The organism is Arthrobacter sp. zg-Y916 (genome assembly GCF_020907385.1).
Classification (GTDB): Bacteria; Actinomycetota; Actinomycetes; order Actinomycetales; family Micrococcaceae; genus Arthrobacter_B; species Arthrobacter_B caoxuetaonis.
Genome location: NZ_JAJJOD010000001.1, coordinates 979,403 through 1,003,398, shown reverse-complemented (window position 1 = coordinate 1,003,398; position 23,996 = coordinate 979,403). Strand labels below are relative to the sequence as shown.

The 23,996-nt window shown below is 64.4% G+C and carries 24 protein-coding genes; 4 read left to right on the top strand and 20 right to left on the bottom strand.

Annotation, left to right across the window (positions count from 1 at the left end; genetic code table 11):
* The first annotated feature begins 172 nt into the window (after nt 1–172).
* The gene (locus LOC59_RS04775) at nt 173–376 is read left to right on the top strand and encodes a cold-shock protein (RefSeq protein WP_055239636.1); all 204 of its coding nucleotides are present in this window, start codon (nt 173–175) and stop codon (nt 374–376) included.
* Nucleotides 377–455: 79 nt separating this feature from the next.
* On the opposite strand, the gene murA is transcribed toward LOC59_RS04775, so the two are convergent.
* From murA to LOC59_RS04705, 14 genes are all read right to left on the bottom strand, one after another.
* On the bottom strand, nt 456–1,721 hold the full coding sequence (murA, locus tag LOC59_RS04770; protein WP_229970769.1) for a UDP-N-acetylglucosamine 1-carboxyvinyltransferase: 1,266 nt from the start codon (nt 1,719–1,721) through the stop codon (nt 456–458).
* A gap of 107 nt (nt 1,722–1,828) precedes the next feature.
* Complete coding sequence (locus LOC59_RS04765; protein ID WP_227894649.1) at nt 1,829–2,257, bottom strand: DUF2550 domain-containing protein; 429 nt, start codon at nt 2,255–2,257, stop codon at nt 1,829–1,831.
* A gap of 9 nt (nt 2,258–2,266) precedes the next feature.
* Nucleotides 2,267–2,560 (bottom strand): F0F1 ATP synthase subunit epsilon, encoded by a 294-nt coding sequence (locus LOC59_RS04760; RefSeq protein ID WP_227894648.1) that lies wholly within the window; start codon nt 2,558–2,560, stop codon nt 2,267–2,269.
* A gap of 5 nt (nt 2,561–2,565) precedes the next feature.
* Nucleotides 2,566–4,029 (bottom strand): F0F1 ATP synthase subunit beta, encoded by a 1,464-nt coding sequence (gene atpD, locus LOC59_RS04755; protein WP_229970766.1) that lies wholly within the window; start codon nt 4,027–4,029, stop codon nt 2,566–2,568.
* A 71-nt stretch (nt 4,030–4,100) separates the two neighbouring features.
* A complete protein-coding gene (locus tag LOC59_RS04750; RefSeq protein WP_227894646.1) occupies nt 4,101–4,994 on the bottom strand; it encodes a F0F1 ATP synthase subunit gamma in 894 nt (297 codons plus the stop codon).
* A gap of 93 nt (nt 4,995–5,087) precedes the next feature.
* On the bottom strand, nt 5,088–6,725 hold the full coding sequence (gene atpA / locus LOC59_RS04745; RefSeq protein ID WP_227894645.1) for a F0F1 ATP synthase subunit alpha: 1,638 nt from the start codon (nt 6,723–6,725) through the stop codon (nt 5,088–5,090).
* A 99-nt stretch (nt 6,726–6,824) separates the two neighbouring features.
* Nucleotides 6,825–7,640, bottom strand: coding sequence for a F0F1 ATP synthase subunit delta (locus tag LOC59_RS04740; protein WP_227894644.1), 816 nt, complete (start codon nt 7,638–7,640; stop codon nt 6,825–6,827).
* A complete protein-coding gene (locus LOC59_RS04735) occupies nt 7,640–8,191 on the bottom strand; it encodes a F0F1 ATP synthase subunit B (protein WP_227894643.1) in 552 nt (183 codons plus the stop codon). The genes LOC59_RS04740 and LOC59_RS04735 overlap by 1 nt, the downstream gene beginning before the upstream one ends.
* Nucleotides 8,192–8,236: 45 nt before the next feature.
* The gene (gene atpE / locus LOC59_RS04730) at nt 8,237–8,452 is read right to left on the bottom strand and encodes an ATP synthase F0 subunit C (protein WP_191807777.1); all 216 of its coding nucleotides are present in this window, start codon (nt 8,450–8,452) and stop codon (nt 8,237–8,239) included.
* 71 nt (nt 8,453–8,523) lie between these two features.
* Nucleotides 8,524–9,330, bottom strand: a complete 807-nt coding sequence (gene atpB / locus LOC59_RS04725) for a F0F1 ATP synthase subunit A (RefSeq protein WP_227894642.1) — start codon at nt 9,328–9,330, stop codon at nt 8,524–8,526.
* 94 nt (nt 9,331–9,424) lie between these two features.
* Nucleotides 9,425–9,703 (bottom strand): hypothetical protein, encoded by a 279-nt coding sequence (locus LOC59_RS04720; protein WP_227894641.1) that lies wholly within the window; start codon nt 9,701–9,703, stop codon nt 9,425–9,427.
* Between the two features lies 1 nt (nt 9,704).
* A complete protein-coding gene (locus LOC59_RS04715) occupies nt 9,705–10,184 on the bottom strand; it encodes a hypothetical protein (protein ID WP_227915360.1) in 480 nt (159 codons plus the stop codon).
* 136 nt (nt 10,185–10,320) lie between these two features.
* Complete coding sequence (locus LOC59_RS04710; protein ID WP_227894639.1) at nt 10,321–11,325, bottom strand: UDP-phosphate glycosyltransferase; 1,005 nt, start codon at nt 11,323–11,325, stop codon at nt 10,321–10,323.
* Nucleotides 11,325–13,265, bottom strand: coding sequence for a polysaccharide biosynthesis protein (locus LOC59_RS04705; protein ID WP_227894638.1), 1,941 nt, complete (start codon nt 13,263–13,265; stop codon nt 11,325–11,327). The genes LOC59_RS04710 and LOC59_RS04705 overlap by 1 nt, the downstream gene beginning before the upstream one ends.
* A 181-nt stretch (nt 13,266–13,446) precedes the next feature.
* On the opposite strand from LOC59_RS04705, the gene LOC59_RS04700 reads away from it, so the two are divergent.
* Genes LOC59_RS04700 through LOC59_RS04690 form a run of 3 tightly spaced genes read left to right on the top strand, consistent with a single transcriptional unit; the run spans nt 13,447 to nt 16,354 of the window.
* Complete coding sequence (locus LOC59_RS04700; protein WP_227894673.1) at nt 13,447–14,346, top strand: glycosyltransferase; 900 nt, start codon at nt 13,447–13,449, stop codon at nt 14,344–14,346.
* A gap of 1 nt (nt 14,347) precedes the next feature.
* On the top strand, nt 14,348–15,349 hold the full coding sequence (locus LOC59_RS04695; RefSeq protein ID WP_227894637.1) for a glycosyltransferase: 1,002 nt from the start codon (nt 14,348–14,350) through the stop codon (nt 15,347–15,349).
* A 12-nt stretch (nt 15,350–15,361) separates the two neighbouring features.
* Nucleotides 15,362–16,354 (top strand): NAD-dependent epimerase/dehydratase family protein, encoded by a 993-nt coding sequence (locus LOC59_RS04690; protein WP_229970764.1) that lies wholly within the window; start codon nt 15,362–15,364, stop codon nt 16,352–16,354.
* On the opposite strand, the gene LOC59_RS04685 is transcribed toward LOC59_RS04690, so the two are convergent.
* From LOC59_RS04685 to thrC, 6 genes are all read right to left on the bottom strand, one after another.
* Nucleotides 16,351–17,070: an L-threonylcarbamoyladenylate synthase gene (locus LOC59_RS04685; protein ID WP_227915362.1), complete on the bottom strand. Its 720-nt coding sequence runs from the start codon at nt 17,068–17,070 to the stop codon at nt 16,351–16,353. The genes LOC59_RS04690 and LOC59_RS04685 overlap by 4 nt on opposite strands.
* Before the next feature lie 31 nt (nt 17,071–17,101).
* Nucleotides 17,102–17,956 (bottom strand): peptide chain release factor N(5)-glutamine methyltransferase, encoded by an 855-nt coding sequence (gene prmC / locus LOC59_RS04680; RefSeq protein WP_229970763.1) that lies wholly within the window; start codon nt 17,954–17,956, stop codon nt 17,102–17,104.
* Nucleotides 17,957–17,964: 8 nt separating this feature from the next.
* Entirely contained in the window at nt 17,965–19,044 is a 1,080-nt protein-coding gene (gene prfA, locus LOC59_RS04675) for a peptide chain release factor 1 (protein WP_227894633.1), read from the bottom strand.
* 182 nt (nt 19,045–19,226) lie between these two features.
* Nucleotides 19,227–21,440 (bottom strand): transcription termination factor Rho, encoded by a 2,214-nt coding sequence (gene rho, locus LOC59_RS04670; RefSeq protein WP_229970761.1) that lies wholly within the window; start codon nt 21,438–21,440, stop codon nt 19,227–19,229.
* Between the two features lie 444 nt (nt 21,441–21,884).
* Complete coding sequence (thrB, locus tag LOC59_RS04665; protein ID WP_442860564.1) at nt 21,885–22,856, bottom strand: homoserine kinase; 972 nt, start codon at nt 22,854–22,856, stop codon at nt 21,885–21,887.
* A 14-nt stretch (nt 22,857–22,870) separates the two neighbouring features.
* Nucleotides 22,871–23,995, bottom strand: coding sequence for a threonine synthase (gene thrC, locus LOC59_RS04660; RefSeq protein ID WP_227894630.1), 1,125 nt, complete (start codon nt 23,993–23,995; stop codon nt 22,871–22,873).
* Nucleotide 23,996 lies beyond the last annotated feature (1 nt).

Genomic DNA, 23,996 nt, shown 5'->3' with positions numbered 1-23,996 from the left:
TATGTAACGCTATAACCAGTCTTTGTGTAGGTGTTATTCATGCTCGCAAGACGGTCGCGAGCGTGAAGCTCCTGTAGGAACTGCCGATCGGCAGGGAACCTGGACTTCCCGCTTCGGTTCAACCAGGCACGAGGTGTGCCGGTTAAGTTCCAGTAATAAAGGAGACAGGCAAATGGCACAGGGAACCGTCAAATGGTTTAACGCGGAAAAGGGCTTCGGCTTCATTACCCCGGATGATTCCGACGGCGATGTATTCGTCCACTACTCGGAAATCCAGTCCAACGGCTTCAAGACCCTCGACGAGAACCAGCGGGTTCAGTTCGAGATCGGCCAGGGCGCCAAGGGCCCCCAGGCAACCGGCGTAACCGCCCTCTAGTCGTACCGGTTGAAGGCGGGGACTTCGGTCCCCGCCTTTGCTGTGTCCGCACGCTTTCGGGGCGGCACAGGCTTCCCGGCTAGCTCCGACGGCGCAGGACGTTCGCGCCGAGGGCCCGCAGGCTGTCCATAAAACGCTCATACCCGCGGTCGATGTGGTCCACCCCCCGCACCTCCGTGGTGCCCTCCGCCGCAAGCCCGGCAATCACCAGCGCCGCTCCGGCACGGATGTCATTTGCTTCCACGGGAGCTCCTGAAAGCCTGGCCACTCCCTGGATCAGGGCGTGGTGTCCATCCAGCCGCACCACGGCACCCAGCCTTGCCAGCTCGGAGGTGAAGCCCCAGCGTGCTTCGAAGACGTTCTCCGTCACCATCCCTGATCCGGAAGAAACCGCATTCAACGCGACGACGAACGGCTGCAGGTCGGTGGGGAAACCGGGGTAGGGCAACGTCGAGACATTGATGGGCTCCGGACGCGACGGTCCTTTGACGAAGAAGCCGTCCTGCGTCGTTTCCACCACGCAGCCGGCCTGTACCAGCTTGTCCAGCACTACCGTCAGCGCACGTGGATCCGCCTGCCTGATCTCGATGCTTCCGCCCGTAATCGCAGCGGCGAAAGCCCAGGTACCGGCGACAATGCGGTCCGGGACAACCCGGTGCTCTACCGGGGAGAGCTTCTCGACGCCTTCAATCACCAGGGTATTGGTACCAACCCCGCTGATTCTCGCGCCCATCGCGCCCAGCATCTCGGCGATGTCCGTGATTTCCGGCTCCCGGGCGGCGTTGTCGATGACAGTGGTGCCGGCGGCCAGCGTTGCAGCCATCATGATGTTTTCAGTGGCACCCACGGACGGGAAGTCCAGGATGTGGCGGGCGCCGGTGAGCCCTGAGGGCACCGAAGCGATCAGGTAGCCGTGGTCGATCGAAATTGACGTTCCCATGGCCTCCAGTCCGGCCCGGTGCATATCCAGCCCGCGGGAACCGATGGCATCGCCTCCGGGCAGTGCAACTTCGGCACGGCGGCACCTGGCTACGAGCGGCCCCAGGACGGAGATCGAGGCACGCATGGCGCGAACCAGGTCATAGTCCGCCTGGTGTCCCGGTACAGCCGGAACATCAATGTGCACGCGGGCGGCATCGGCGTCGTAGTCCACCGTGCAGCCGAGCCTGCGGAGCAGTTCGGACATGATCCAGACATCCTGGATATTGGGCACGTTGGTGATGGTGGAGCGTCCCTGCGCCAGCAGCGTGGCTGCCATCAGTTTCAGGACACTGTTCTTGGCTCCGGGAACCGTCACCGAACCGTTCAGGGTGGATGGACCTGTGACAACAATGACGTCTTCCATCCCTCCATAGTAGGGGCCGGGATGCGCCCCCAACCGCAGCAGTGCGGATACGGGAAAGGCGCAGGGGAAGAAATCCCCTGCGCCTTCCGCGCTTAGCTCCCGGCGCCTCAGCGCCAGGTGCCGATACCTATCACCGGTCCGGCCTCCAGCCAGGAGGACAGGCCCGTGTAGACGTCATACTTCATGGCGATAAGGAGCTCCTGGCCTTCGTATTCGAAGGTGACAACCAGCGCCCCGGGCTGGATCCGGGCACGCTCTGCTTCGGTGGGCTGGCGCCATCCCTTCAGCTCCAGCGAACTGCGCAGGAACCGATAGGGCGGACGCGGGCTCAGTGAGAGCAGCCGCAGCCACTCCACATGGGTGTCCGTATAACGACAAACCCCCATCCGCCACCCGCCGGGCGGGAGACAGATGGAGGCGTCGAAGGTACCCAGGGTGCGCCGCAGCTGTGTGCGGCGCACCCAAAAGAGTCCCGTTGCCAAAACCAGCAGAGCGAAGAACGCTGCCAGCGCAATGAACACGTAGGTACTGTCCATTGGGAAGGGTCAGCGGGTCCCAGCGTTGGCTGCGTCGTTCAGCTGCGCGTTATCCGCGACGATGACCACGCGGTTGCTGTCCACGGAGAAGAACCCGCCGTCGACCCCAACCGTGATGCGGCTGCCGGACACCGGTTCGATGGCCAGCTCACCCTCGGCCAGGATCGCAAGGACCGGCGCGTGGCCGGGAAGGATCCCGATTTCGCCGTCGGCAGTGCGTGCCTTGACCATCTTGGCTGCGCCGGACCACACGAAGTGGTCCGCCGCAACAATCTCGACTTCGAGTTCAGCAGTGTCAGCCATGGGGATTACTTCCCGGTCTGCTCTTGGATCTTCGCCCACTGACGTTCGACATCATCCATGCCGCCGACGTTGAAGAAGGCCTGCTCGGCGATGTGGTCCACGTCGCCGTCGCAGATGGCCTTGAAGCCTTCGATGGTGTCCTTGATGGAAACCGTCGAACCCTCGACGCCGGTGAACTGCTTGGCGGTGTAGGTGTTCTGCGACAGGAACTGCTGGATGCGGCGTGCACGTGCAACGACGATCTTGTCTTCTTCGCCGAGCTCGTCGATGCCGAGGATGGCGATGATGTCCTGCAGTTCCTTGTTCTTCTGGAGGATCTGCTTGACGCGGACAGCCGTGTCGTAGTGCTCCTGGCCAACGTACTGCGGGTCGAGGATGCGCGACGTCGAGGTCAGCGGATCCACGGCCGGGTACAGGCCGCGGGATGCGATTTCACGGGAAAGTTCCGTGGTGGCATCCAGGTGCGCGAACGTGGTGGCCGGGGCCGGGTCGGTGTAGTCATCAGCCGGGACGTAAATGGCCTGCATCGAGGTGATCGAGTGGCCCTTCGTCGAGGTGATGCGCTCCTGCAGCAGACCCATCTCGTCAGCCAGGTTGGGCTGGTAGCCCACGGCGGAAGGCATGCGGCCCAGCAGGGTCGACACCTCCGAACCGGCCTGGGTGAAGCGGAAGATGTTGTCGATGAAGAGGAGCACGTCCTGGTTCTGCACATCGCGGAAGTACTCCGCCATGGTCAGTGCGGACAGGGCCACGCGCAGACGCGTTCCCGGCGGCTCATCCATCTGGCCGAATACAAGGGCCGTGTCCTTGAGGACGTTGGCTTCTTCCATTTCGACCCAGAGGTCGTTGCCCTCACGGGTACGCTCGCCGACGCCGGCGAACACCGAGGTGCCGCCGAAGTTACGGGCAACACGGGTGATCATTTCCTGGATCAGAACGGTCTTGCCGACACCGGCACCGCCGAACAGGCCGATCTTTCCACCCTTGATGTACGGGGTGAGAAGGTCGATAACCTTGATGCCGGTCTCCAGCATTTCGGTCGAGCCCTCAAGGTCCGCGAAGTTCGGGGCCTTGCGGTGGATCGGCCAGCGCTCGGTGATTTCGATCTGGTCTTCCGGAACATCCAGCGGCTCACCGAGCACGTTGAAGATGTGGCCCTTGACGCCGTCGCCGACAGGCACGGAGATGGGAGCACCGGTATCGAACACGGCTGCGCCGCGAACCAGGCCGTCGGTGGCCTGCAGGGAGATGGCGCGGACGAGGTTGTCACCCAGGTGCTGGGAGGTCTCGAACGTGATGGTTTTGGTCTCACCGTTGAGCGTCAGCTCGGTGGTGAGGGCGTTGTAGATGGTGGGGATTGCGTCAGCCGGGAATTCGACGTCGACAACCGGGCCAATGACACGGGCGATACGGCCTGTGGCGCCCGGTGCTACGGAGGTTGCTCCGTGCTCGGCAGTTTGGGCAGTCATCTCTCTCACTTCACTCAGTTAGATGGCGTGTGGACTAAGTTTTTTCTGGTGGAACTTTTCGAACCGGGAGGCTAGGAAGCGCTGAGCGCGTCCGCACCTGCCACGATCTCGGAAAGTTCCTGGGTGATTTCAGCCTGACGGGCGTTATTGCGAAGTCGCGTGTACTTCTTAATAAGGTCGGAGGCGTTGTCCCCTGCGGACTTCATGGCGCGCTGGCGTGCTGCGAGCTCGGAAGCGGCGGCCTGGAGCATTGCTGCGAAGATGCGCGACTCGATGTAGCGCGGCAGCAGTGCGTCAAGAACCTGTTCCGGTTCGGGCTCGTATTCGTAGAGGGGCAGGATGTCCGTCTCGGACGCTGCTTCCTCTTCGACTACTTCCAGCGGCAGCAGACGGATAACCGCAGGTTCCTGGACAACCATGGACTTGAAGCGCGTGAACACGATGTGGATTTCGTCCACGCCGCCGTCTTCATAGGCCGTATTGAAGTCATCGAGGAGTGCTTTGCCGATTTCACGGGCGGTCTCGAACTCGGGCGCATCCGTGCCGCCGGTCCAAACACGCTCGTAAGCGCGGTCGCGGAAGTCGTAGTACGCCTGGGCCTTGCGGCCCACCAGGTAGGTCTTGATCTCCTTGCCCTCTTCGCGGAGCAATTCGTTCAGCGATTCGCTCTGCTTCAGGACTCCGGCGGAGTACGACCCGGCAAGACCGCGGTCGGAGGTCATGATAACTACTGCTGCCCGGCGGATCTGCTCCGGCTCGGTCGTCAGCGGGTGATCAATTTCCGACTGGGACGCCACAGCAGAAACGGCACGGGTGATCGCATTGGAATACGGCAGGGCCGCGGCGACGCGGGTGCGTGCCTTTCCAATCCGAGAGGCAGCAATCAGCTCCATCGCCTTGAAGATCTTCTGCATCGACGTAGTCGAGGCGATCTTCTGGCGGTAGACCCGAATTTGGGCTCCCATACTTTTCCTTTCGGTTCCTAGCGTTGAACTAGGGCTAAGGCAATGGCCAAGAGTTCCGCGGCGGCCGGAGCCGGCCGCGGAACCCGTTAGCCGTTAGCGCTTCTGCTTGACGATCTTTTCCTGGTCGACTGCGTCTTCGTCCAGAGCCGATGCCTCTTCGTGGCCGGCAGCAACCATGCGGTTGTCACCTTCGCCGAAGAAGCCCTGCTTGAAGTCGGAGATGAGGCTCTTGAGTTCATCAACCGTGGAGTCTTCGAGCTTGTTGGTCTCAGACAGAACGGTCATGACCTTCGAGGTCCGGCGCACGTGATCAAGGAACTCGGTTTCGAAGCGGCGGACATCTTCCACCGGAACGTCATCGAGAAAGCCGTTGGTGCCGGCCCAGATCGAAACGACCTGGTCTTCGACCGGGTACGGGGAGTACTGACCCTGCTTCAGCAGTTCCATCAGGCGTGCACCGCGGGTCAGCTGCTGGCGGGAAGCCGCATCCAGGTCCGAGGCGAACATGGCGAATGCCTGCATGTCCCGGTACTGGGCGAGTTCCAGCTTCAACGTGCCGGAGACCTTCTTCATGGCCTTCTGCTGTGCAGCACCGCCAACGCGGGACACGGAGATGCCGACGTCCACTGCGGGGCGCTGGTTGGCGTTGAAGAGGTCCGACTGCAGGAAGATCTGGCCGTCGGTGATGGAGATGACGTTGGTCGGGATGTAGGCCGAGACGTCGTTTGCCTTGGTTTCGATGATCGGCAGGCCGGTCATCGAGCCTGCACCGAGCTCATCGGAGAGCTTGGCGCAACGCTCCAGCAGACGGGAGTGCAAGTAGAAGACGTCGCCCGGGTAGGCTTCGCGTCCCGGCGGGCGGCGCAGCAGCAGCGACACGGCGCGGTAGGCTTCAGCCTGCTTCGAGAGATCATCAAAGATGATCAGGACGTGCTTGCCGCCGTACATCCAGTGCTGGCCGATAGCCGAGCCGGCGTACGGTGCCAGGTACTTGAAGCCTGCGGGGTCGGATGCCGGGGAGGCCACGATGGTGGTGTACTCCATGGCGCCTGCATCTTCGAGGGTCCGCTTGATCTCAGCGATCGTGGACGCCTTCTGGCCGATGGCCACGTAGATGCAGCGCACCTGCTTGTCGACGTCGCCGGAAGCCCAGTTGGCCCTCTGGTTCAGGATGGTGTCGACGGCGATTGCCGTCTTGCCGGTCTTGCGGTCACCGATGATCAGCTGGCGCTGGCCGCGGCCGATCGGGATCATGGCGTCGATAGCCTTGAGGCCGGTCTGAAGCGGCTCGTGAACCGACTTACGCTGGGTAACGCCCGGTGCCTGGAGTTCCAGTGCACGGCGTGATTCAGCCTGGATCGGACCCATGTCATCCATGGGCTCGCCCAGCGGATCGACGACGCGGCCCAGGAAGGCATCCCCAACGGGGACGGACAGGACTTCACCGGTGCGGTGAACTTCCTGGCCTTCTTCGATGCCGCCAAAATCGCCAAGGACAACGACACCGATTTCACGGGTGTCGAGGTTCTGGGCCAGGCCCAGCGTTCCGTCCTCGAACCGAAGCAGCTCATTCGCCATCACGGAGGGCAGGCCCTCCACACGGGCAATGCCGTCGCTGGCGGTGGTTACGCGGCCAACTTCAACGCGCTCTGCGTTTCCGGGTTCGTAGGACGCCGCAAATTCATTCAACGCATTACGGACGTCGTCGGCGTTGATGGTCAATTCGGCCATCTGCAGTCCCTGCTCTCCTATGTTGTGATCATCGCTTCGTGCCGATGACCTTCGATTGGTTCTAATGTTTCTCTTGGCCCGCTTCAGCCAGGAAGGTGGCTAAACGGCGAGCTTCCGGCGCAGTTCCGACATACGGGTCACCACGGTGGAATCGACGACTTCATCGCCCACCGTAACCCGGATACCACCGACGATCGAGGGATCAACAGCTGCGTTGATCTTCAGCTCGCGGCCGTACAGGCTGTTCAAGGACGCCTGCAGCCGTGCAAACTGCTCTTCCGTCAGCGGGCGGCTGGTCACTACTTCGGCGATCCACCGCTGCTGCCGTCCGGCGACCAGTTCCAGGAACCGGGTCACAAGGGCAGTGGGGCGGAGTCCGCGCGGAGCCGTTACAGCCTGCCGGATCAGTACCATGGCCGCGTCGGACGCGCCGGGTACCAGCTTCTGTGCAAGTTCTGCCCGTGCATCCGCGGTTGCCCGCGGGTTGGACAGCGCACGCTGCACATCATGGTTGGATGCCACGGTCTGGTTGAACCGGAAGAGGTCGCCCTCAAGTTCCTCAAGGCCGGCAGTACCGGGACCCTTGTTTTCCGCGACCGCGGAGACAACCGTTGCAGCCAGGGTTTCCAGAGCATCCCCGAGGTCACGCGGTGCGCGCCAGCGGGATTCAACCAAAGAAGCAACAATCTGTTCGGCGTCGGCCGAAACCTTGCCGCCAACCAGTTTGGAGACCAGGGCTGCCTTCTCATGGCCATCACGAGCCGGATCCGTCAGGGCCCGCAGCAGGCCGGTCTGGCCGTCCAGCAGGCCCAGAATTCCAAAGAGTTCCTCTGCCAGGCCAAGGGCAGCTGTGGGAAGACGTGCTTCCAGCTGACCCTGGGCTGCTGCCAGAGACTCGCTCGATATACCTGCCATTACTGAACCGCACCTGCGTTCTGCGATGATTCCAGCTCATCCAGGAAACGGTCCACTACGCGTGCCGAGCGTGCATCGTCGGAGAGTGACTCGCCGACGATCTTTGATGCCAGCTCGGTGGCCAGCGTGCCGACTTCGCTGCGGAGCGAGACAACTGCTGCCTGGCGCTCTGCCTCGATGGCGACCTGGGACTGTTCCATGATGCGTGCTGACTCGGCAGCAGCCTTGGCCTTCAGGTCGGCGAGAATCTGAGCGCCTTCAGAGCGCGCTTCCTCACGGATCCGGTTGGCTTCGGTGCGTGCGTCAATCAGCTGCTGCTTGTACTCGTCCAGGGCAGCACTGGCTTCCGCCTGTGCAGCCTCGGCCTTGGCAAGTCCGCCTTCGATGGCCTCGGTACGCTCTGCATACGTCTTCTCGAACATCGGGACGACGAACTTGACGACGATGAACATCAGCACGGCGAAGCCAAGCAGTGTTACCAGGATCTCCCAGATGTTTGGGATCAGAGGATTAGCGCCTTCTGCGGCGGCGAGGATAAGTGCCTCGTTCATTTCTCATCCGTCCTATCTACTTGGTGTGGGAAATACGCGCTGAAGTTAGAGAACGAACGCGAAAACCAGACCAAGGATGGCGAGGGCTTCGGTCAGGGCCAGGCCCAGGAAGGCGATCGGCTGGAGCACGCGCTGTGCTTCCGGCTGGCGTGCAACGCCGTTGATGTAAGCAGCGAAGACCAGGCCCACGCCGATGGCGCCGCCGATGGCGGAGAGGCCGTAACCGACGAGGTTGATGTTGCCGTTGATTTCACCAATCATGATGGCTTATTTCCTTTCAAGATGCCCGCAGGCAGGTTGTTTGGTTCAGGGGGTTCCCCGTAAGGGGAGGTTTAGTGATCCGCGGCTGCGACTGAGCCTTGGATGTAGATCGCAGTCAGCAGCGTGAAGACGTAGGCCTGCAGGCACTGGATCAAAACTTCGAACAAGAACATTGCGACGCCGCCAACCAGTGTCAGTGCGCCCAGCGGCTTCAGCAGGCCTTCGGCCTCCAGCAGCAGGAATTCGGTTCCCGAGGCGGCCAGCATGATGATCAGGTGGCCGGAGAGCATCGTCGCGAAAAGACGGAGGCTGTGCGTGATCGGGCGGACCAGGAAGGTCGAGATGATTTCGATCAGGACGACCAGCGGCAGGATGGCGATCGGGACGCCGGAAGGAACGGTGGCGTACTTGAAGTACTTAATGCCGTGCCTCTTGATGCCCAGGATGATCCAGGTGAAGTACACGATCGCTGCCAGCGCATAGGCGGTGCCAACGTGTGAGGTGGTCGGCAGCTGCGCCAGTGGAATGCTGCCCCACAGGTTGTTGATCAGGATGAAGAAGAACAGCGAGAACAGCAGCGGGATAAAGGGACGGAAGTCCTTTTCACCGATGATGTCGCGGCCGATCGAATTGCGGACCAGGTTGTAGCTGAACTCGCCCAGGAACTGCAGGCGTCCCGGAACAAGCTGACGCTTCCGCGCGGCAGCAATAAAGAACCAGCTGATCAGGGCAACGGACAGGAGGATAAGCAGCATCTGCTTTCCAAAGCCCTCGCCGTACTCGGCACCCCAGGGAAGGATCTCAGGGAGGTGCATTTCATCGAGGGTTGGTGCAACAAACCCCTCTTCATTGGCGGCGGGAAGCGCAAGCGCGATCAACGCGTTTCCTCTCTGCTTTGTCCATCGTTGGGCATTTCATTGGCGGGGGCATGTGGCATGCATCCGTTTACTAAGTTGTGTGACATGGCTTCGTCTAACCCTCATCCGGCCGTTCTCCACCCGTGGGCGGTTTCGGCTTAGTGGAAGTGAGCCCGTGGGCGGCAGCTACGTAATAACCACTCAACCCGCCCAGGGCAATACCTGCAAATAGAATCCAGCGGGTCTCCAGAAGACTGTCCAGCCCCCACCCTATCAAACCAAGGGCAATGATTCCGGACAGGACATATTGGAGGATCGCCCGGCGCTTGCTGAGCGGTGCTTCAAATGCTGCTGGAACCTGGCCGGGCGCTTTCTTCTTCGATTTAGCTGCCACCTCAGGCTCCTTTCAAGGAATTGTCTGCGCCGGCAGGCGCGTCGGAATAAATAAGCTGGCGGGTCCGGGAGAATGTGCGGATCTCCGCAATCTGCCAGATCACCACCGTGCCCAGGGCAGCGAAGGCAAACCAGGGCCGCTCGAGCCACTCAGGCACACCGAACGCCCACAGGGCCGCCGCGAAGCCGACGACTTTGACGGCATAGGTGACGGCGAACATTCCAATGGCGCCGGAGGGGTTCTTCCGGCCAACGGCATGGCCGACCAGCAGGCTGATTCCAAAGAAGAGGACAATCAGCGCCCAGCCGGCACCAACACTGGCGGCACCGCTGACTCCGGGGCCCAGCAGGGCTGCACCGGCTGCGGCAGCGGCGGGCACGGCGGTCCACAGAACCGATGTGGCGAGGATGCTCAGCCAGGGAGCATTCGACGGACCGGAAGCACTGATCCGCATACCGCGTGCGCCTTTGGCTTGGCTCATGGCTGCAGGATCATCCTTGTGCTGGGGGAAATGTGGAACAGGTGCGCTTGACGCGTCACCGTTCTTAGCGACGTTTGAATTCTACAGTACATAGAACTGCGTCGTGACACGGGGGCTGCGGACTGCCCGGCAGTTCTCACGCCCGGGTCCGGCCGCGCATGGCGGCCAGCAGCTTCGGGGACGCGAGGTACAGGACAGCGACAGCCACGACGAAGACAGTTCCGGCCGCAGTGGTCCCCCAGCCGGACCCGCCCGTAACCAGGCCTGTTGCGCCAATCAGGACAGTGCAGGCGGTGACGACCGACGCAGACTGGACGTGGCTCAGGCCGGCATCGGTCAGCCGCTGGTACACATGCTGGCGGTGGGCGGCATACCATCGTTCGCCCCGCCGGATCCGGCGCATCAGGGTGGTGAAGGTGTCCACGAGGTAGATCAGGATGGGGAAGAGCAGGTACTCGACGTAGACTCCGGCCAGCAGCGCGGCAACAGCGGTACCGGCGATGGAAGCACCGAGCAGGTAGCTTCCGACGTCGCCCATGAACACCGACCCGCGCCCGAGGTTCCAAGGCAGGAACGCCGCAAAGGCCGCAGCGATCACGGCACCGGCCGCGATCAGCCAGACCTGCCCGGACAGGGCTCCGCTTGCCGCGTACAGGATCCCGACCACCATTCCATGCAGGCCGGAGATACCGTTCACCCCGTCCATGAAGTTGGCGACGTTGATGTACCCGGCTATGACCAGCATTCCCGCCGGCACCCACCAGTAGCTTTGCCCCAGGGCCGCAGCCAGCGCAGCGGTCGCCGCAGCACCGATCAGCAGCTGTCCCGTGAAACGCGTCTTGATGGACAGGCCCCGGAAGTCCTCGACCCAGCCCAGCAGTGCGGCGGAGGCGACGACGGCGATGAGGATCAGCACCAGGGACCGGTCAACGGCAACATAGCCCGTCAGCAGCGCGGTCCCGAGGCCAAGCAGGACGCCGGCCGCAATCGTGGCGCCGACTCCCCGGATCACCACCTTGGTGTGTGAGGAGCGTTCATTGGGAACGTCCACCACCCCGAGGCGGCGGAGCAGCGGGATGAAGGCAAACGGCAGCAGCAGGCTGGCCAGGAAGGAAACAGCGACGGGTACGGCCAAAGCCATCAGCCGGTCCGCCGATCCTCGCGGCCGGCGGCCCCGGGGCCTTCCGACAGGTCCTGCAGCCGCAGCGCGGCAGTATCCGGAAGGGGGAACAGGACGGCCGCGGGAGCCCCGGCACCGTCCGCCGCGGCCACCGGAGCCTCCCCCGGACCGAAACCGCAGCGGCGCAGCCAGTCTTCGGCGTCGAGATCTTCCGGAGCGAGGACGGCCACCGAGGTGTGCGAGATCTTCGGATGCAGCGGACGGGAATCGTCCTCACCGGTGCCGACCAGGATCTCGTGCAGCTTCTCGCCCTTGCGCAGACCAGTGAAGACAATCTCGATGTCCTTGCCGGACATCGCAATCATGCGCCGCGCTACGTCGATGATCTTCACCGGATCGCCCATGTCCAGGATCAGGACCTCTCCCCCGCGGCCGATCGCCCCGGCCTGGATGACCAGCTGGCAGGCCTCCGGAATAGTCATAAAGAACCGGGTGACCTCAGGGTCAGTCACCGTGACCGGCCCGCCCTGGCGGATCTGCTCAGTGAAGAGCGGCAGCATGGAACCGCGGCTGCCGATCACGTTGCCGAAGCGGACGGAAACGAACCGGCGCCCGCTGTGGCCGGCCATCCAGGCGGTCAGCTTCTCCGCCACCCGCTTGGAGTGGCCCAGGACCGTGGTGGGGTTGGCAGCTTTATCGGTAGAGATATTCACAAAGTGGCTCACGCCCGCCTTGTGCGCTGAACGCAGGACGTTGGCCGTGCCCAGCACGTTCGTCTTCCAGGCCTCGAGTGGATACTGCTCCAGCAGGGACACATGCTTGAGCGCCGCTGCGTGGAAAACGACGTCGGGACGGCGCTGGTCGAAAATTTCATCCAGCGCCCTGGCATCGCGGATGTCCGCAAGCACGGTGTCCCGGCCGTCAAGCAGGCCCTGCCCGGTGATCGAGAGCTGGGTAAGCTGCAGGCCGGTCTCGTCCCGGTCCACCATGATCAGCTCTGCGGGTTCGAAAGCAGTGATCTGCCGGCAGAGTTCCGAACCGATCGAGCCGCCGGCCCCGGTGACCAGTACTTTCTTGCCGGTGAGGTATCCGGCCACTTCATCAACGTGGATGTCCACCGGACGGCGGCCGATCAGGTCTTCGACAGCGACCTCGCGGAAGTCCGTCAGGCCTGCTCCCGAACCCTTGGCCAATATGTCGCGCAGCGGCGGCAGGACCATGACCCTCAGGTCCAGGCCCTCGGCGCTGTCGGTAACCTGGCGCACCTGGGCAGCATCGACGTCGGCAATTGCAATGATCAGCACCTTGGCCCTGGTCCGCTGCACCAGGTCCTTCAGGTCGGCGAGCTTGCCCATGACCGGCACAGTGCCCAGGCGCAGGTGCTTCTTGGCGGGATCGTCATCGACCAGGCCCACCGGAAAGTACGGGGAATCCGGATCGTTCATCATCCGGGTGACCAGTGAGTTTCCGAGGAAGCCGGCACCGTAGATCAGGGTGCGCTGCGCTTCGTCCCCCGGGCGCGCCTTGCTTTCGACGTACATGCGCTTGAGGTAACGGATGGCCGCCATGAAGAGGCAGGCGAACGGGAATGCCAGGACGCCCGTGCTTCGCGGAATGTCGATCGCCAGGCCAAAGAGGACGCTGACAAGCACCAGGATGGCGGAGACCACGATGGTGACGACGGCAAGCAGCCGCATCTCATGGAAACTGCCAAAGCTGTACCGGCCCCGGTACAGGGCAAAGGAATACCCGACGATCAGCTGCGTCACCACGGCAACGCCGCAGAACACGGCCAGTCCGCCAAAACTGATCTGGTCCACAGTGAGCTCGTAGCGCAGGACCAGCGCCAGGACGATGGCCACCACCCAGGCAAGCGAATCCAGCACGTATTGCGACCAGAGCCAGAGAGCGGGCTTCTCGTCACGGGCCGCGGTGGTTGTGTCCCTGCTTGAATCGTTCATAGTCCTCAACGGGTTTGCGCCCGGTTCGTGTCTCGGTTGCTGGGTCCCCACGTGCTGCAGACACGAAAGGACGTTGATTCGGCGTGTAATAGACTTGGAATCTATTCAGCATACTAACTGCATGCCCCATCTCCGTCCGGCAACGCCCGTGGCTGCGGACGGAGCCTTGGAAAGGAACACCTTGCCGGAATCAGTGGCCGTTGCTGCGGTGACGTTCGACCGCCCCGATGACGTCAAGACCCTTTTGGGGGCACTGGCGGCGCAGACGGCACCGGTGGCTTCGGTAGCGCTGGTGGACTCAGGGAAAAGCCCGGTGCAGGATATCGCCGAGTCTTCTGCCGCCAATGTCACCTATGTGCGCTCCGAAACCAACCTCGGCGGGGCAGGCGGATTCTCCCTTGCCATCCTCACCGCCATGGCCTCCGGTGCGGACTGGATCTGGATCATGGACGACGACGCCCATCCGGAGGATCCCGAATGCCTTCAGGCCCTCCTCGACGCCGCCAATGAGCGTGGACTCGATGTCATCCTGCCGCTGGTGGTAGCACCCGGACAGCCTGACACGCTTTCCTTCCACTTCCGGATCGACGGCCGCCTGACCCATGACCGCGCGGAGGTTGCCAAAGCGGGTTTCCTGCCGGGCGTCGGGCATTTCTTCAACGGCGCCCTGATCCGCCGCGACGTGTTCTTCCGCGTCGGCCTGCCGGACCTGCGGCTGTTCATCCGCGGAGATGAGACGGACTTCATGATCCGCCTGCGCAAGGCCGGCATCCCCTTCGGCACGCTGACCTCGGTGGCGCTCAGCCACCCGGCGGCCTGGTCCGAGGTGCAGGAGATCCTGGGCGGACGCCTGCACGTGCTGGTGCCGGACACCGAATTCAAGCGTTTCTATTTCTTCCGCAACCGCGGGCACCTGACCTTCAAGCACAAGCGGCTTCGGTCGCTGGCGGCAGACGCGGTTGGCTACCCGGTCCACTTTGCGCGCACCCGCGACCTGCGCGGATTCCGGGCCTGGCTGCGTGCCTATGCCGGCGGGGTACGCGGCAACATGTTTGGCCCTCCCTCAGACCAGGGCTTCTAGCATGCCTGGTTCCACTGCCGGCATCGAGGACCTGACGCTGGTCATTGCGACCTTTAACCGCTCCGATTACCTGCGGGGCCTGCTCACGTCCGTGGCGTCCCTGGACCCGGCACCGAATTCCGTGGTGGTCGTTGACAACGCCAGCACGGATGGAACTGCTGAGGTCCTGGCTGAGCTGCAGCCCGGGTTCCCGGTCCCGCTGAGCGTAGTGACCCTCACGGAGAACACCGGAGGTTCCGGTGGTTTTGCCGCGGGGATCAGCCGGGCCATGGAGCTGGGCGCGCAGTGGCTCTGGCTCATGGACGACGACGTCGTGGTACTTCCGGGAGCAGTTTCAGCGTTGTCCAAGTGGACAGGGGAATACGACTGCATCCACGGCAGGCGGCTGGACGAGGCCGGCAGGCCGTTCTTTTGGCAGCACCGCTTCCTGCCCTTCCTGGGCGTGCACGTTCCGGTGCGTGGAAACGTCTTCCGGAACAGCCCTGTCTTTGCGACGAACGTGGGCTGCTTCGAGGGAATGCTGGTCCGGGCCGGCGTTGTCCGGACCATCGGCCTGCCGGATCCGCGCTTTTTCATCAACGGCGACGACGAAATCTACGGCTGGCTCGCCTCGCTCAGCCACAAGGTCGTCTATGTCAACGATTTCGTCCTGCAGAAGGTCCGTCCGCAAAAGCAGATCGACCTGGGCATCCGGCACCTCAACGATTCCAGCGACCTCAGCCGCTTCTGCGCCATGCGCAACCGCGGCCATACGGCCGGCTACCTCCGTGCCCACGGCCGGTTCAACAGGGCAGGGTTTGCTGCCGGGACCGCGCTGACGGCAGCCAAGGAAATCCTTCGCCTGCTCGCCGTCGAGCACAGGCTGCGCGGAGCGGGCACGCTATGGCGCGGCTGGCGCGAATCCCGGACCATTCTGCGCGATCGGTCCTGGCAGCCCATGGCACCGTTCCCGGCCGAGTCCACGTCCGGCGGCACTGCGGCTCCCACCAAACCCGCGATTTAGGAAACCAACACGTTGAACCCGAACTCCCCCATCGATCCTGCCTCCGAACCTGTCTGGGCTGTCCTCGGGGCCAGCGGATTCATTGGCTCCGCCCTGCAGTCAACCCTGGCCTCCCGGGGAATCACCGTGCGTTACCTCAAGGCGCCGCGGCTCACGGCAGTGTCCACGGACGCCGCAGGCATCCTGGCCGAAGCAGCCGTTCTTGAGAACGAGCGCCTGGACCTGGCAGGTGCCCTGGCCGGCGCGGAGGTCGTCATCAATGCTGCCGGGCTGGCGACCCCCTCCGGTACTGATTCGCCGGCGCTGCGCGGTGCGAACGCACTCCTACCGGTGCTGGTTGCCGATGCAGCCGATGCCGCAGGAGTCCGCCGCTTTGTCCACCTCAGCAGTGCGGCCGTCCAGGGACACCGGCCCTTCCTCGACGAAAGCAGCTACGTCCAGCCGTTCTCGGCCTACTCCCGGTCAAAGGCCCTCGGTGAAGCGGCCCTCGCCGCCCGGACGCAGAAAAACTGCGGCGTGGTGACCATCCGGGCGACGTCGGTCCAGGGACCGGAGCGACAGACAACGTTGAAGCTGGTGCGTGTGGCTGCCTCTCCCCTGGCATCGGTGGCCGGCCGCGGGGAAGCGCCCACGCCGGTCAGTTCCGTCCACGCTCTCACCGAGTTCACAGCCACCGTCGCCTCCTATGACGGCGAAGTGCCTTCGGTCGTCCTGCAGCCCTGGGAGGGCGCGACCGTCGCCGATGTGCTTCGCGCCGCCGGAGGCCGGGAGCCGAAGCGGCTGCCTCGGTGGTTCTGCAGGGCATCGCTCAAGGCCGGTTACGCTGTCTCTTCTCTCCTGGGAGAGCGGTTCCACGGCCCGCTGAGGCGGCTGGAGATGATGTGGTTTGGCCAGCGGCAGGAGCCGGGCTGGGCTGAGGCCGCCGGGAAAGTTCCCGCGCCGCGGGTGGCGCAGGTTCTGGACGACGCCCGGACGGCACGGCAGCGGGAGGACCCGGCCGGTTAGGCCGGGCTGGTTACTTCAGCTTCGGGGCCGGCGTCCGAAGCTGAGGGGGCGGGTTCCTCGCCCAGGTCCAGCACCGAGGGAACGACGGCGCGGAGTTCCTCCACGCTGATGGCACCGGCACGCACTATCCGCAGCGGCGAGGCCGTGGCATCAACAATGGTGGACGGAATGGCTTCACTGCCTTCGTGCGGACGCGGACCGGCTTCCAGGTACACCTCGACGGATTCGGCGAGCTGCGCCTGCGCCTCGGCCGCGGTTTGGGCAGCGGGCGATCCGGTGCGGTTCGCGGAAGACACCGCCATGGGGCCGGTCAGTGCCAGCAGATCCAGGGCCACTTCGTCGTTGGGCATCCGCAGGGCCACTGTTCCCTTGGTGTCGCCAAGGTCCCAGGTCAGCGAGGGCTGCGCGTGGAAGATCAGGGTCAGGCCGCCGGGCCAGAAGGCTTCAGCCAGGGCCCGGGCCTCGGTGCTGACGTCAACGGCCAGGCCGTCCATGGTCTGCAGGCGGGGAACCAGCACGGGCGGCGGCATGGAACGCCCGCGGCCCTTGGCTGCCAAAAGAGTTGCTACAGCCTGCGGCGAGAACGCATCTGCGCCGATGCCGTACACGGTGTCCGTGGGCAAGACGATGCACCGCTTGGCAGCTATGGCCTGCTGGGCGCGTGCCAGTCCGGCGCTCCGGCCTTCGGGGTCTGAACAATCAAAGCTGGTGGTCACGGAAGTATTCTTTCATGATGCGGCCGTAAGGTCAGCGGGCTGACCTTACGGCGGAGGTGGCACGCGGGCGGTCATTAAGGTCCTGATGGGAGGTAACATCCTCCCATGCCGGGTCCGAGGCAAGGCGGGCTGCGATGACTTCGGCCTGGATTTCGGCGTGTTCCATGACGAAGTATCCGCCTCGGCGCAAAAGCCGTGCGGCTGTCTTGGCGGCAGCAGCCGGCAGTTCCAGCCCGTCCTCTCCCCCGCCGTAGAGGGCCATTGCCGGGTCATGCTCGGCGGCCTCCGGCTCGTTCGGGACGGCACCGGCGGGAATGTAGGGCGGGTTGGAGGCGACGACGTCGAACGTCCCTTCGTGTCCGGCCAGCGCCGTCCGAAGGTCTCCTTCAAGCACTGTGACGCCCAGCGGATCGAGGTTCTTGCGCGCCCACGCCAGCGCCAGCGGGCTCAGCTCAACAGCGAACACCGTGGACCCGGGAACCTCGGCCGCCACGGAACCGGCTATGGCACCGGAACCGGTTCCCAGATCCGCCACTTTGGCCCCGCCGGATACCAGCCGCGCATGGTCGATGGCCAGCTGGGCAACCGTCTCCGTCTCCGGCCGCGGGACGAAAACGCCCGGGCCAACCGCCAGTTCCAGCCGCCGGAAGTATGCCTTGCCGGTGAGGTGCTGGAGCGGAATGCGCTGCGCACGCTCGGCTACCAGTTCCGCGTAGCCGGCAGGTGCCGGAGCATCCGTGTAGGCCAGGGCCCGGACACGTCCCAGGCTCTCTCCCAGCAGATGAGCAGCCAGGAGTTCAGCGTCCACGCGCGGGGTGGGCACGCCGGCGGCGGATAGCTCCGCCGCCGCCGCGCGCAGCGCCTGGTCCAGTGAAGGAACGGGCACGGGTGGTCCTAGGCTTCGTCGCCGATGGCGTCCAGGCGTGCCTGCTCATCCATTTCGATGGCAGCCTGGACAACGGCTTCCAGGTCACCGTTCATGACGGTGTCGAGGTTGTACGCCTTGTAGCCGGTGCGGTGGTCAACGATCCGGTTTTCCGGGTAGTTGTACGTGCGGATGCGCTCGGAGCGGTCCATGGTGCGGATCTGGGACTTGCGGATGTCCGAGTTCGCGGCGTCGATTTTTTCCTGCTCGTGTGCCAGGATGCGGGAGCGCAGCACCCGCATTGCCGCTTCACGGTTCTGCAGCTGGGACTTCTCGTTCTGCATGGCCACCACGATGCCGGTGGGCAGGTGGGTGATGCGCACGGCGGAGTCGGTGGTGTTGACCGACTGGCCACCCGGACCGGAGGACCGGTAGACGTCGATCTTCAGGTCGTTCTGGCTGATCTCGACCTCTTCAGGCTCGTCCACTTCGGGGAGCACCAGCACGCCGGCAGCCGAGGTGTGGATACGCCCCTGGGATTCGGTGACGGGAACACGCTGGACGCGGTGCACGCCGCCTTCGTACTTCAGGCGGGCGTACACGCCCTCGGCCGGGTCATTGGATGATCCCTTGATGGCCATGGAAACATCCTTGTAGCCGCCCAAGTCGGACTCGGTGGCGGAGATGATCTCGGTGCGCCAGCCGCGGGTTTCCGCGTAGCGCGTGTACATACGCAGCAGGTCGCCGGCGAAGAGCGCGGCTTCGTCGCCGCCTTCGCCGCCCTTGACCTCAATGATGACATCGCGGCCGTCGTTGGGGTCACGCGGAATCAGCAGGCGGCGCAGCTTCTCCTGCGCCTCAGCCAGCTGGTTCTTCAGGACGGGAACCTCGGCCGCGAATTCAGGGTCCTCGCCGGCCATTTCCTGTGCGGCAGCGAGGTCGTCTTCCAGCCCGTGCCAGGTGTTGTACGCGTCCACGATCCGGCTCAGTTCCGCATAGCGCCTGCCCAGGCGGCGTGCCAGGCCCTGATCGGCGTGCACGGCGGGATCCGAGAGCCGCATCTGGAGTTCAGCGTGCTCATCCAGCAGTCCCTGTATGGACTCAAACATTGTTTTCCATTCCTTCTTCGCACCTTGGGTTCTGCCTGAAAACGCGGATCCCGTTGCTGTCTTAGAACCATTCTCGCCCGGGCGGGCAGCTGCCGGTTAACCGGCGAGCCGTTAACTGCCAAGCCGCCCAGGCCCCCGGTCCTCCTGAAAGGACCGGGGGCATGAGCGGCCGGGTAAGGCAGCTAATCGTTCTTGCTGCCCAGGGTGGTCTTCTGCACCTGCATCAGGAACTCGACGTTGGACTGCGTTTCCTTGATCTTGCCGGTGAGCAGTTCCAGCGCCTGCTGGGTGTCGAGGCCGGAGAGAACGCGGCGCAGGCGCCACATGATCTTGACCTCTTCAGCGGAAAGCAGGTTCTCTTCGCGCCGGGTACCGGAGGCGTTGACGTCAACGGCCGGGAAGATGCGCTTGTCCGCAAGGTTGCGGGAAAGGCGCAGTTCCATGTTGCCGGTGCCCTTGAACTCCTCGAAGATGACCTCGTCCATCTTGGACCCGGTCTCGACGAGCGCGGTGGCCAGGATGGTCAGCGAACCGCCGTTTTCGATGTTGCGGGCTGCACCGAAGAAGCGCTTCGGCGGGTACAGCGCCGAGGAGTCGACACCGCCGGAGAGGATGCGGCCGGACGCCGGAGCGGCCAGGTTGTAGGCACGGCCCAGGCGGGTCATGGAGTCCAGGAGGACGACGACGTCGTTGCCCATTTCCACGAGGCGCTTGGCCCGCTCGATGGCGAGTTCGGCAACCGTGGTGTGGTCATCGGCGGGACGGTCGAAGGTCGAGGCAATGACTTCACCCTTGACCGTGCGCTGCATGTCGGTGACTTCTTCGGGACGTTCGTCCACGAGGACCATCATCAGGTGCACTTCGGGGTTGTTGATGGAGATTGCGTTGGCAATCGCCTGCAGGATCAGCGTCTTGCCGGCCTTGGGCGGGGACACGATCAGGCCGCGCTGGCCCTTGCCGATCGGAGCCACCAGGTCAATGACGCGGGGGCCAATCACCTTGGGCGAAGTCTCCAGGCGCAGGCGCTCGGAGGGGTAGAGCGGAACCAGCTTGTTGAATTCGACGCGGTCCTTGTTGTCCTCGGCCGGCTTGCCGTTGACGGAAGTCAGGCGGACCAGCGCGTTGAACTTCTGGCGGGCGGTGTTGCCCTGGTTCTCGCCGTCACGCGGTGCGCGGATGGCGCCAACAACGGCGTCGCCCTTGCGCAGGTTGTACTTCTTGACCTGGGCGAGGGAAACATAGACGTCGTTCGGGCCCGGGAGGTAGCCGGACGTACGGACGAACGCGTAGTTCTCCAGCACATCCAGGATGCCTGCCACGGGCAGCAGGACGTCGTCTTCGGTAACTTCGACGTCGTCCACATCAGGGTTCCGGTCGCGGCTGCGGCGGCGCTCGTTGCGGTCACGGAACCGGTCGTTCCGGTCGTTGCGCTCGTTGCGGTCGTTCCGGTTGCGGTTGCGGCGGTTACGTCCGCTGCGGCTGTTGTCGTCGCCGTCGGAGTCGCGGTTGTCGTTGCGGTCGCCGCGGTTGTTCTCGCGCTCTGCGCGGTTTTCGTTCCGGTCGCCGCGGGTATTCTCGCGCTCGCCACGGCTTTCGTTCCGGTCGCCGCGCGTATTCTCGCGCTCGCCACGGCTTTCGTTCCGGTCACCGCGGGTATTCTCGCGCTCGCCACGGTTTTCGTTCCGGTCGCCGCGCTCGCCACGGTTTTCGTTCCGGTCGCCGCGGTTGCGGTTGCGGCCCTGGCGCTCGGAGCGGTCCTCGCCGGAGTCTGCCTTGTCCTGGCCGTTGTCCTGGCCGGCATTTTCCTGACCGGCATTTTCCTGGCCGGAGCTCTGGGCTGCGGCCTCTTCGGTGCTGCCCTCGCCGTCGTTGCGGCGGTTGCGGCGGTTGCGGCCACGCTCGCGCTGGCCTTCTTCACGGGTTTCCTGAACCGGTGCGGAGGCTTCCGGCTGGGCTGCTTCTGCTGCCTCGCCGGCTGCGGGCGTCACGACGCCGTCGCTCGCTGCCCGGCGGTTGCGGTTGCGGGTGCGTGCCGGACGCTCGGCCGGCTGCTCGCTGTCCGTGGCCTCGGCCTTTGCAGCCGGAGCGGACTCGCCGTTTCCGGCTTCCTTGGCGGGGCGGTCTGCGCCCGCCTTATCCGTCTGCGGTGCTTCGGACTTGGATCCGCGGACCGGACGGTCCGCTACGGCGCCGCCGCGCTGGTGGTTCGAAATGGCGGTCACCAGATCGCCCTTGCGCATGCGGGACCCTCCGGTGATGCCCAGTTGTCCGGCCAGTGCCTGCAGCTGTGCAAGCTTCAGGCCGGCGAGCCCGGAGCTCTTGGAAGTAGTTTCACCGTTGGAACCGGCGGATGCTGATGAGTCCACACCTGCAGTCAGGTCGGTGGTATCTGTCACGAAGGATCCTTCCCCCTCGTCGGGCGGTCCGGCGCAATGCCGGCCGCGTTGAATGGCCCTGGGACCGAAAATGAGATTTGCGGTTCAGGGTTCACCTGTTGCGGGACCAGTCCCGGCAACGGTGAATCTGCTGGTGCCTTGCTGGAGAGTCCACGGGAGTTACGGCAGTGTCACTGACGAAAAACGCGAGGATCAGATGATCGAGCGACTGACCGTTTCTTGGCAGTCTCCGGAAGGCTACACCGATGATTGCGTTTCCGCGGGCCGACGTTACCCTGCCGCCCGAATCGTTATGAATGAAGCGCTTTTGCAGCATCTGGGCTGATACCTGTGCACTACAGTCAACAATCCGGTTGCGGAGCTAGCCTCGGTGGTCCACAGAAACGGACGACCTTGCCGGTGGAAGCACAAATACGGTTATACACGAAAAACACGAATCGGTAATCACCGCTGGTGCAGTTCCACTGTAGCACCATCTCCGTCAACGCGAAGCCGGAGGACGCGCCAATTCTGTCCGGTTTGTGCGGCTGCGTGCCCCGCAATGAAGGCTTCGGCCTCGGCGGCCTGTCCCGCTCCCGCCGCCAGCGTCAGCACCGTCGGGCCCGCACCGGAGACGACGGCCGCAAACCCCGCTTTCCGCAGCGCGCCAACCAGGGCGGCACTGGGCTGCATGGCAGCTGCACGGTAGGACTGGTGCAGGAAATCTTCGGTAGCCTCCCGCAGCAGCGACGGATCTGCCGTCATGGCCAGCATCAGCAGCGCCGCGCGGCCGGAATTCGCGGCAGCATCCCGATGCGGCACGCTGGCGGGCAGCAGGCCCCGTGCGCTCTCCGTGGACAGTTCGGTCGCCGGGATTGCCACAACGGGAATGATGTCGGGGTGCACTTCGGTCCGCACCGAACGGAACCGGCCCTCTTCTTCCCAGGAGACGGCCAGGCCGCCGCTGAGGGCGGGCGCCACATTGTCAGGATGGCCTTCGAGGGCCGAGCAGGCGTGCAGGAGTCCGGCAGCATCCAGCTGGGCCTCCGCCGGCAGCAGTGCGTTGCCCGCCAGCACGCCGGAGACTATTGCCGATGCCGAGGAACCCAGGCCCCGGCCATGCGGGATGACGTTCTCGCACTCAAGGTCGAATCCGCCGGCTGCATAGCCCGCATTGTGCACTGTCTCAATGACTGTGCGGGCAATGAGGTGCGTTTCGTCCGTCGGGAGCACTGCGGCTCCTTCGCCCTGCACCGTGACCCGGACGCGGCCGGAGCCGTTCGTCCGGATCCGCACCGTGTCGAACAGCCCGACCGCCATGCCCAGGGAGTCAAAGCCCGGGCCGAGGTTGGCACTGGTTGCGGGCACGCGGACGGTAAGGTGCTGGTCCGGCGCGACCTGCACCGCCGGAGCGCTGCCCGGTGTCGTGAGCTCCACCTGCATGCCCTTTGCTAGCGGCCCGCGGCCGGGGCGGCCTCTTCGAGGCCAAGGGCAGCGGCAACGCTGACGACGTCGAAGTCCACCTTGGTCGGTTCGACGTCGGATCCGTCGGCAGTGCGCAGGGCCCACTGCGGGTCCTTCAGGCCGTGGCCCGTGACAGTGATGACGATCTTCTTGCCGCTCGGCGCTTCGCCCGCGGCGTGCTTCTTGAGCAGGCCCGCCACACCGGCGGCAGAGGCCGGTTCCACGAAGACGCCTTCGCGGGAGGAAAGCCAGCGGTGGGCCTCAAGGATTTCGGTATCCGTAACGGCTTCGATCAGGCCGCCGGATTCGTCGCGGGCCGCGATGGCCTGGTCCCAGGACGCTGGGTTGCCGATCCGGATGGCGGTGGCGATCGTGTCCGGGTCCGTCACCGGGTGGCCCTTGACCAGCGGAGACGCGCCTTCAGCCTGGAAGCCCCACATCACCGGAGTCTTGGTGGCAACGGGCGCAAGCTCCACGCCTGCATTGTTCGTCCACGGCTGCGCGTATTCCTGGTAGCCCCGCCAGTACGCGGTGATGTTGCCGGCGTTGCCGACGGGCAGGAGGTGGTAGTCCGGTGCGTCGCCCAGATAGTCCACTACCTCGAAGGAGGCGGTCTTCTGGCCTTCGATGCGGGCCGGGTTCACGGAGTTGACCAGGAAAACCGGGTAGGCCTCCGCCAGCTTCCGGGCCACCTCGAGGCAGTTGTCGAAGTTGCCGTTGACCTGCAGCAGCTGCGCACCGTGGGCGATGGCCTGGCTGAGCTTACCCATCGAGATCTTGCCGTCCGGAACCAGCACGGCGCAGGTGAGTCCCGCCTGCGTTGCGTAGGCAGCGGCAGAGGCACTGGTGTTGCCGGTGGACGCGCAAACTACGGCCTTGGCCCCGGCTTCGACGGCGGCGGTCATGGCCATGGTCATGCCGCGGTCCTTGAAGGATCCGGTGGGGTTCATGCCTTCGACCTTGAGGTAGACCTCGTTGCCGGTCAGTTCCGAGAGGGCCTTGGCGCGGACAAGCGGTGTGCCGCCTTCACCGAGGGTAATGACTTCGGTGTTCTCGGTTACCGGCAGACGGTCGGCGTATTCGCGGATAACGCCGCGCCATTGATGAGCCACG

Bases quoted from the DNA above. Each gene is read 5' to 3' on its own strand.
- atpE (WP_191807777.1), bottom strand. From the start codon at position 8,452: ATGATTGGTGAAATCAACGGCAACATCAACCTCGTCGGTTACGGCCTC.
- LOC59_RS04775 (WP_055239636.1), top strand. From the start codon at position 173: ATGGCACAGGGAACCGTCAAATGGTTTAACGCGGAAAAGGGCTTCGGC.
- LOC59_RS04715 (WP_227915360.1), bottom strand. From the start codon at position 10,184: ATGAGCCAAGCCAAAGGCGCACGCGGTATGCGGATCAGTGCTTCCGGT.
- LOC59_RS04735 (WP_227894643.1), bottom strand. From the start codon at position 8,191: ATGAACGAGGCACTTATCCTCGCCGCCGCAGAAGGCGCTAATCCTCTG.
- atpA (WP_227894645.1), bottom strand. From the start codon at position 6,725: ATGGCCGAATTGACCATCAACGCCGACGACGTCCGTAATGCGTTGAAT.
- prfA (WP_227894633.1), bottom strand. From the start codon at position 19,044: ATGTTTGAGTCCATACAGGGACTGCTGGATGAGCACGCTGAACTCCAG.
- LOC59_RS04765 (WP_227894649.1), bottom strand. From the start codon at position 2,257: ATGGACAGTACCTACGTGTTCATTGCGCTGGCAGCGTTCTTCGCTCTG.
- LOC59_RS04695 (WP_227894637.1), top strand. From the start codon at position 14,348: ATGCCTGGTTCCACTGCCGGCATCGAGGACCTGACGCTGGTCATTGCG.
- LOC59_RS04750 (WP_227894646.1), bottom strand. From the start codon at position 4,994: ATGGGAGCCCAAATTCGGGTCTACCGCCAGAAGATCGCCTCGACTACG.
- murA (WP_229970769.1), bottom strand. From the start codon at position 1,721: ATGGAAGACGTCATTGTTGTCACAGGTCCATCCACCCTGAACGGTTCG.
- atpD (WP_229970766.1), bottom strand. From the start codon at position 4,029: ATGACTGCCCAAACTGCCGAGCACGGAGCAACCTCCGTAGCACCGGGC.
- LOC59_RS04740 (WP_227894644.1), bottom strand. From the start codon at position 7,640: ATGGCAGGTATATCGAGCGAGTCTCTGGCAGCAGCCCAGGGTCAGCTG.
- LOC59_RS04705 (WP_227894638.1), bottom strand. From the start codon at position 13,265: ATGAACGATTCAAGCAGGGACACAACCACCGCGGCCCGTGACGAGAAG.
- LOC59_RS04760 (WP_227894648.1), bottom strand. From the start codon at position 2,560: ATGGCTGACACTGCTGAACTCGAAGTCGAGATTGTTGCGGCGGACCAC.
- LOC59_RS04710 (WP_227894639.1), bottom strand. From the start codon at position 11,325: ATGGCTTTGGCCGTACCCGTCGCTGTTTCCTTCCTGGCCAGCCTGCTG.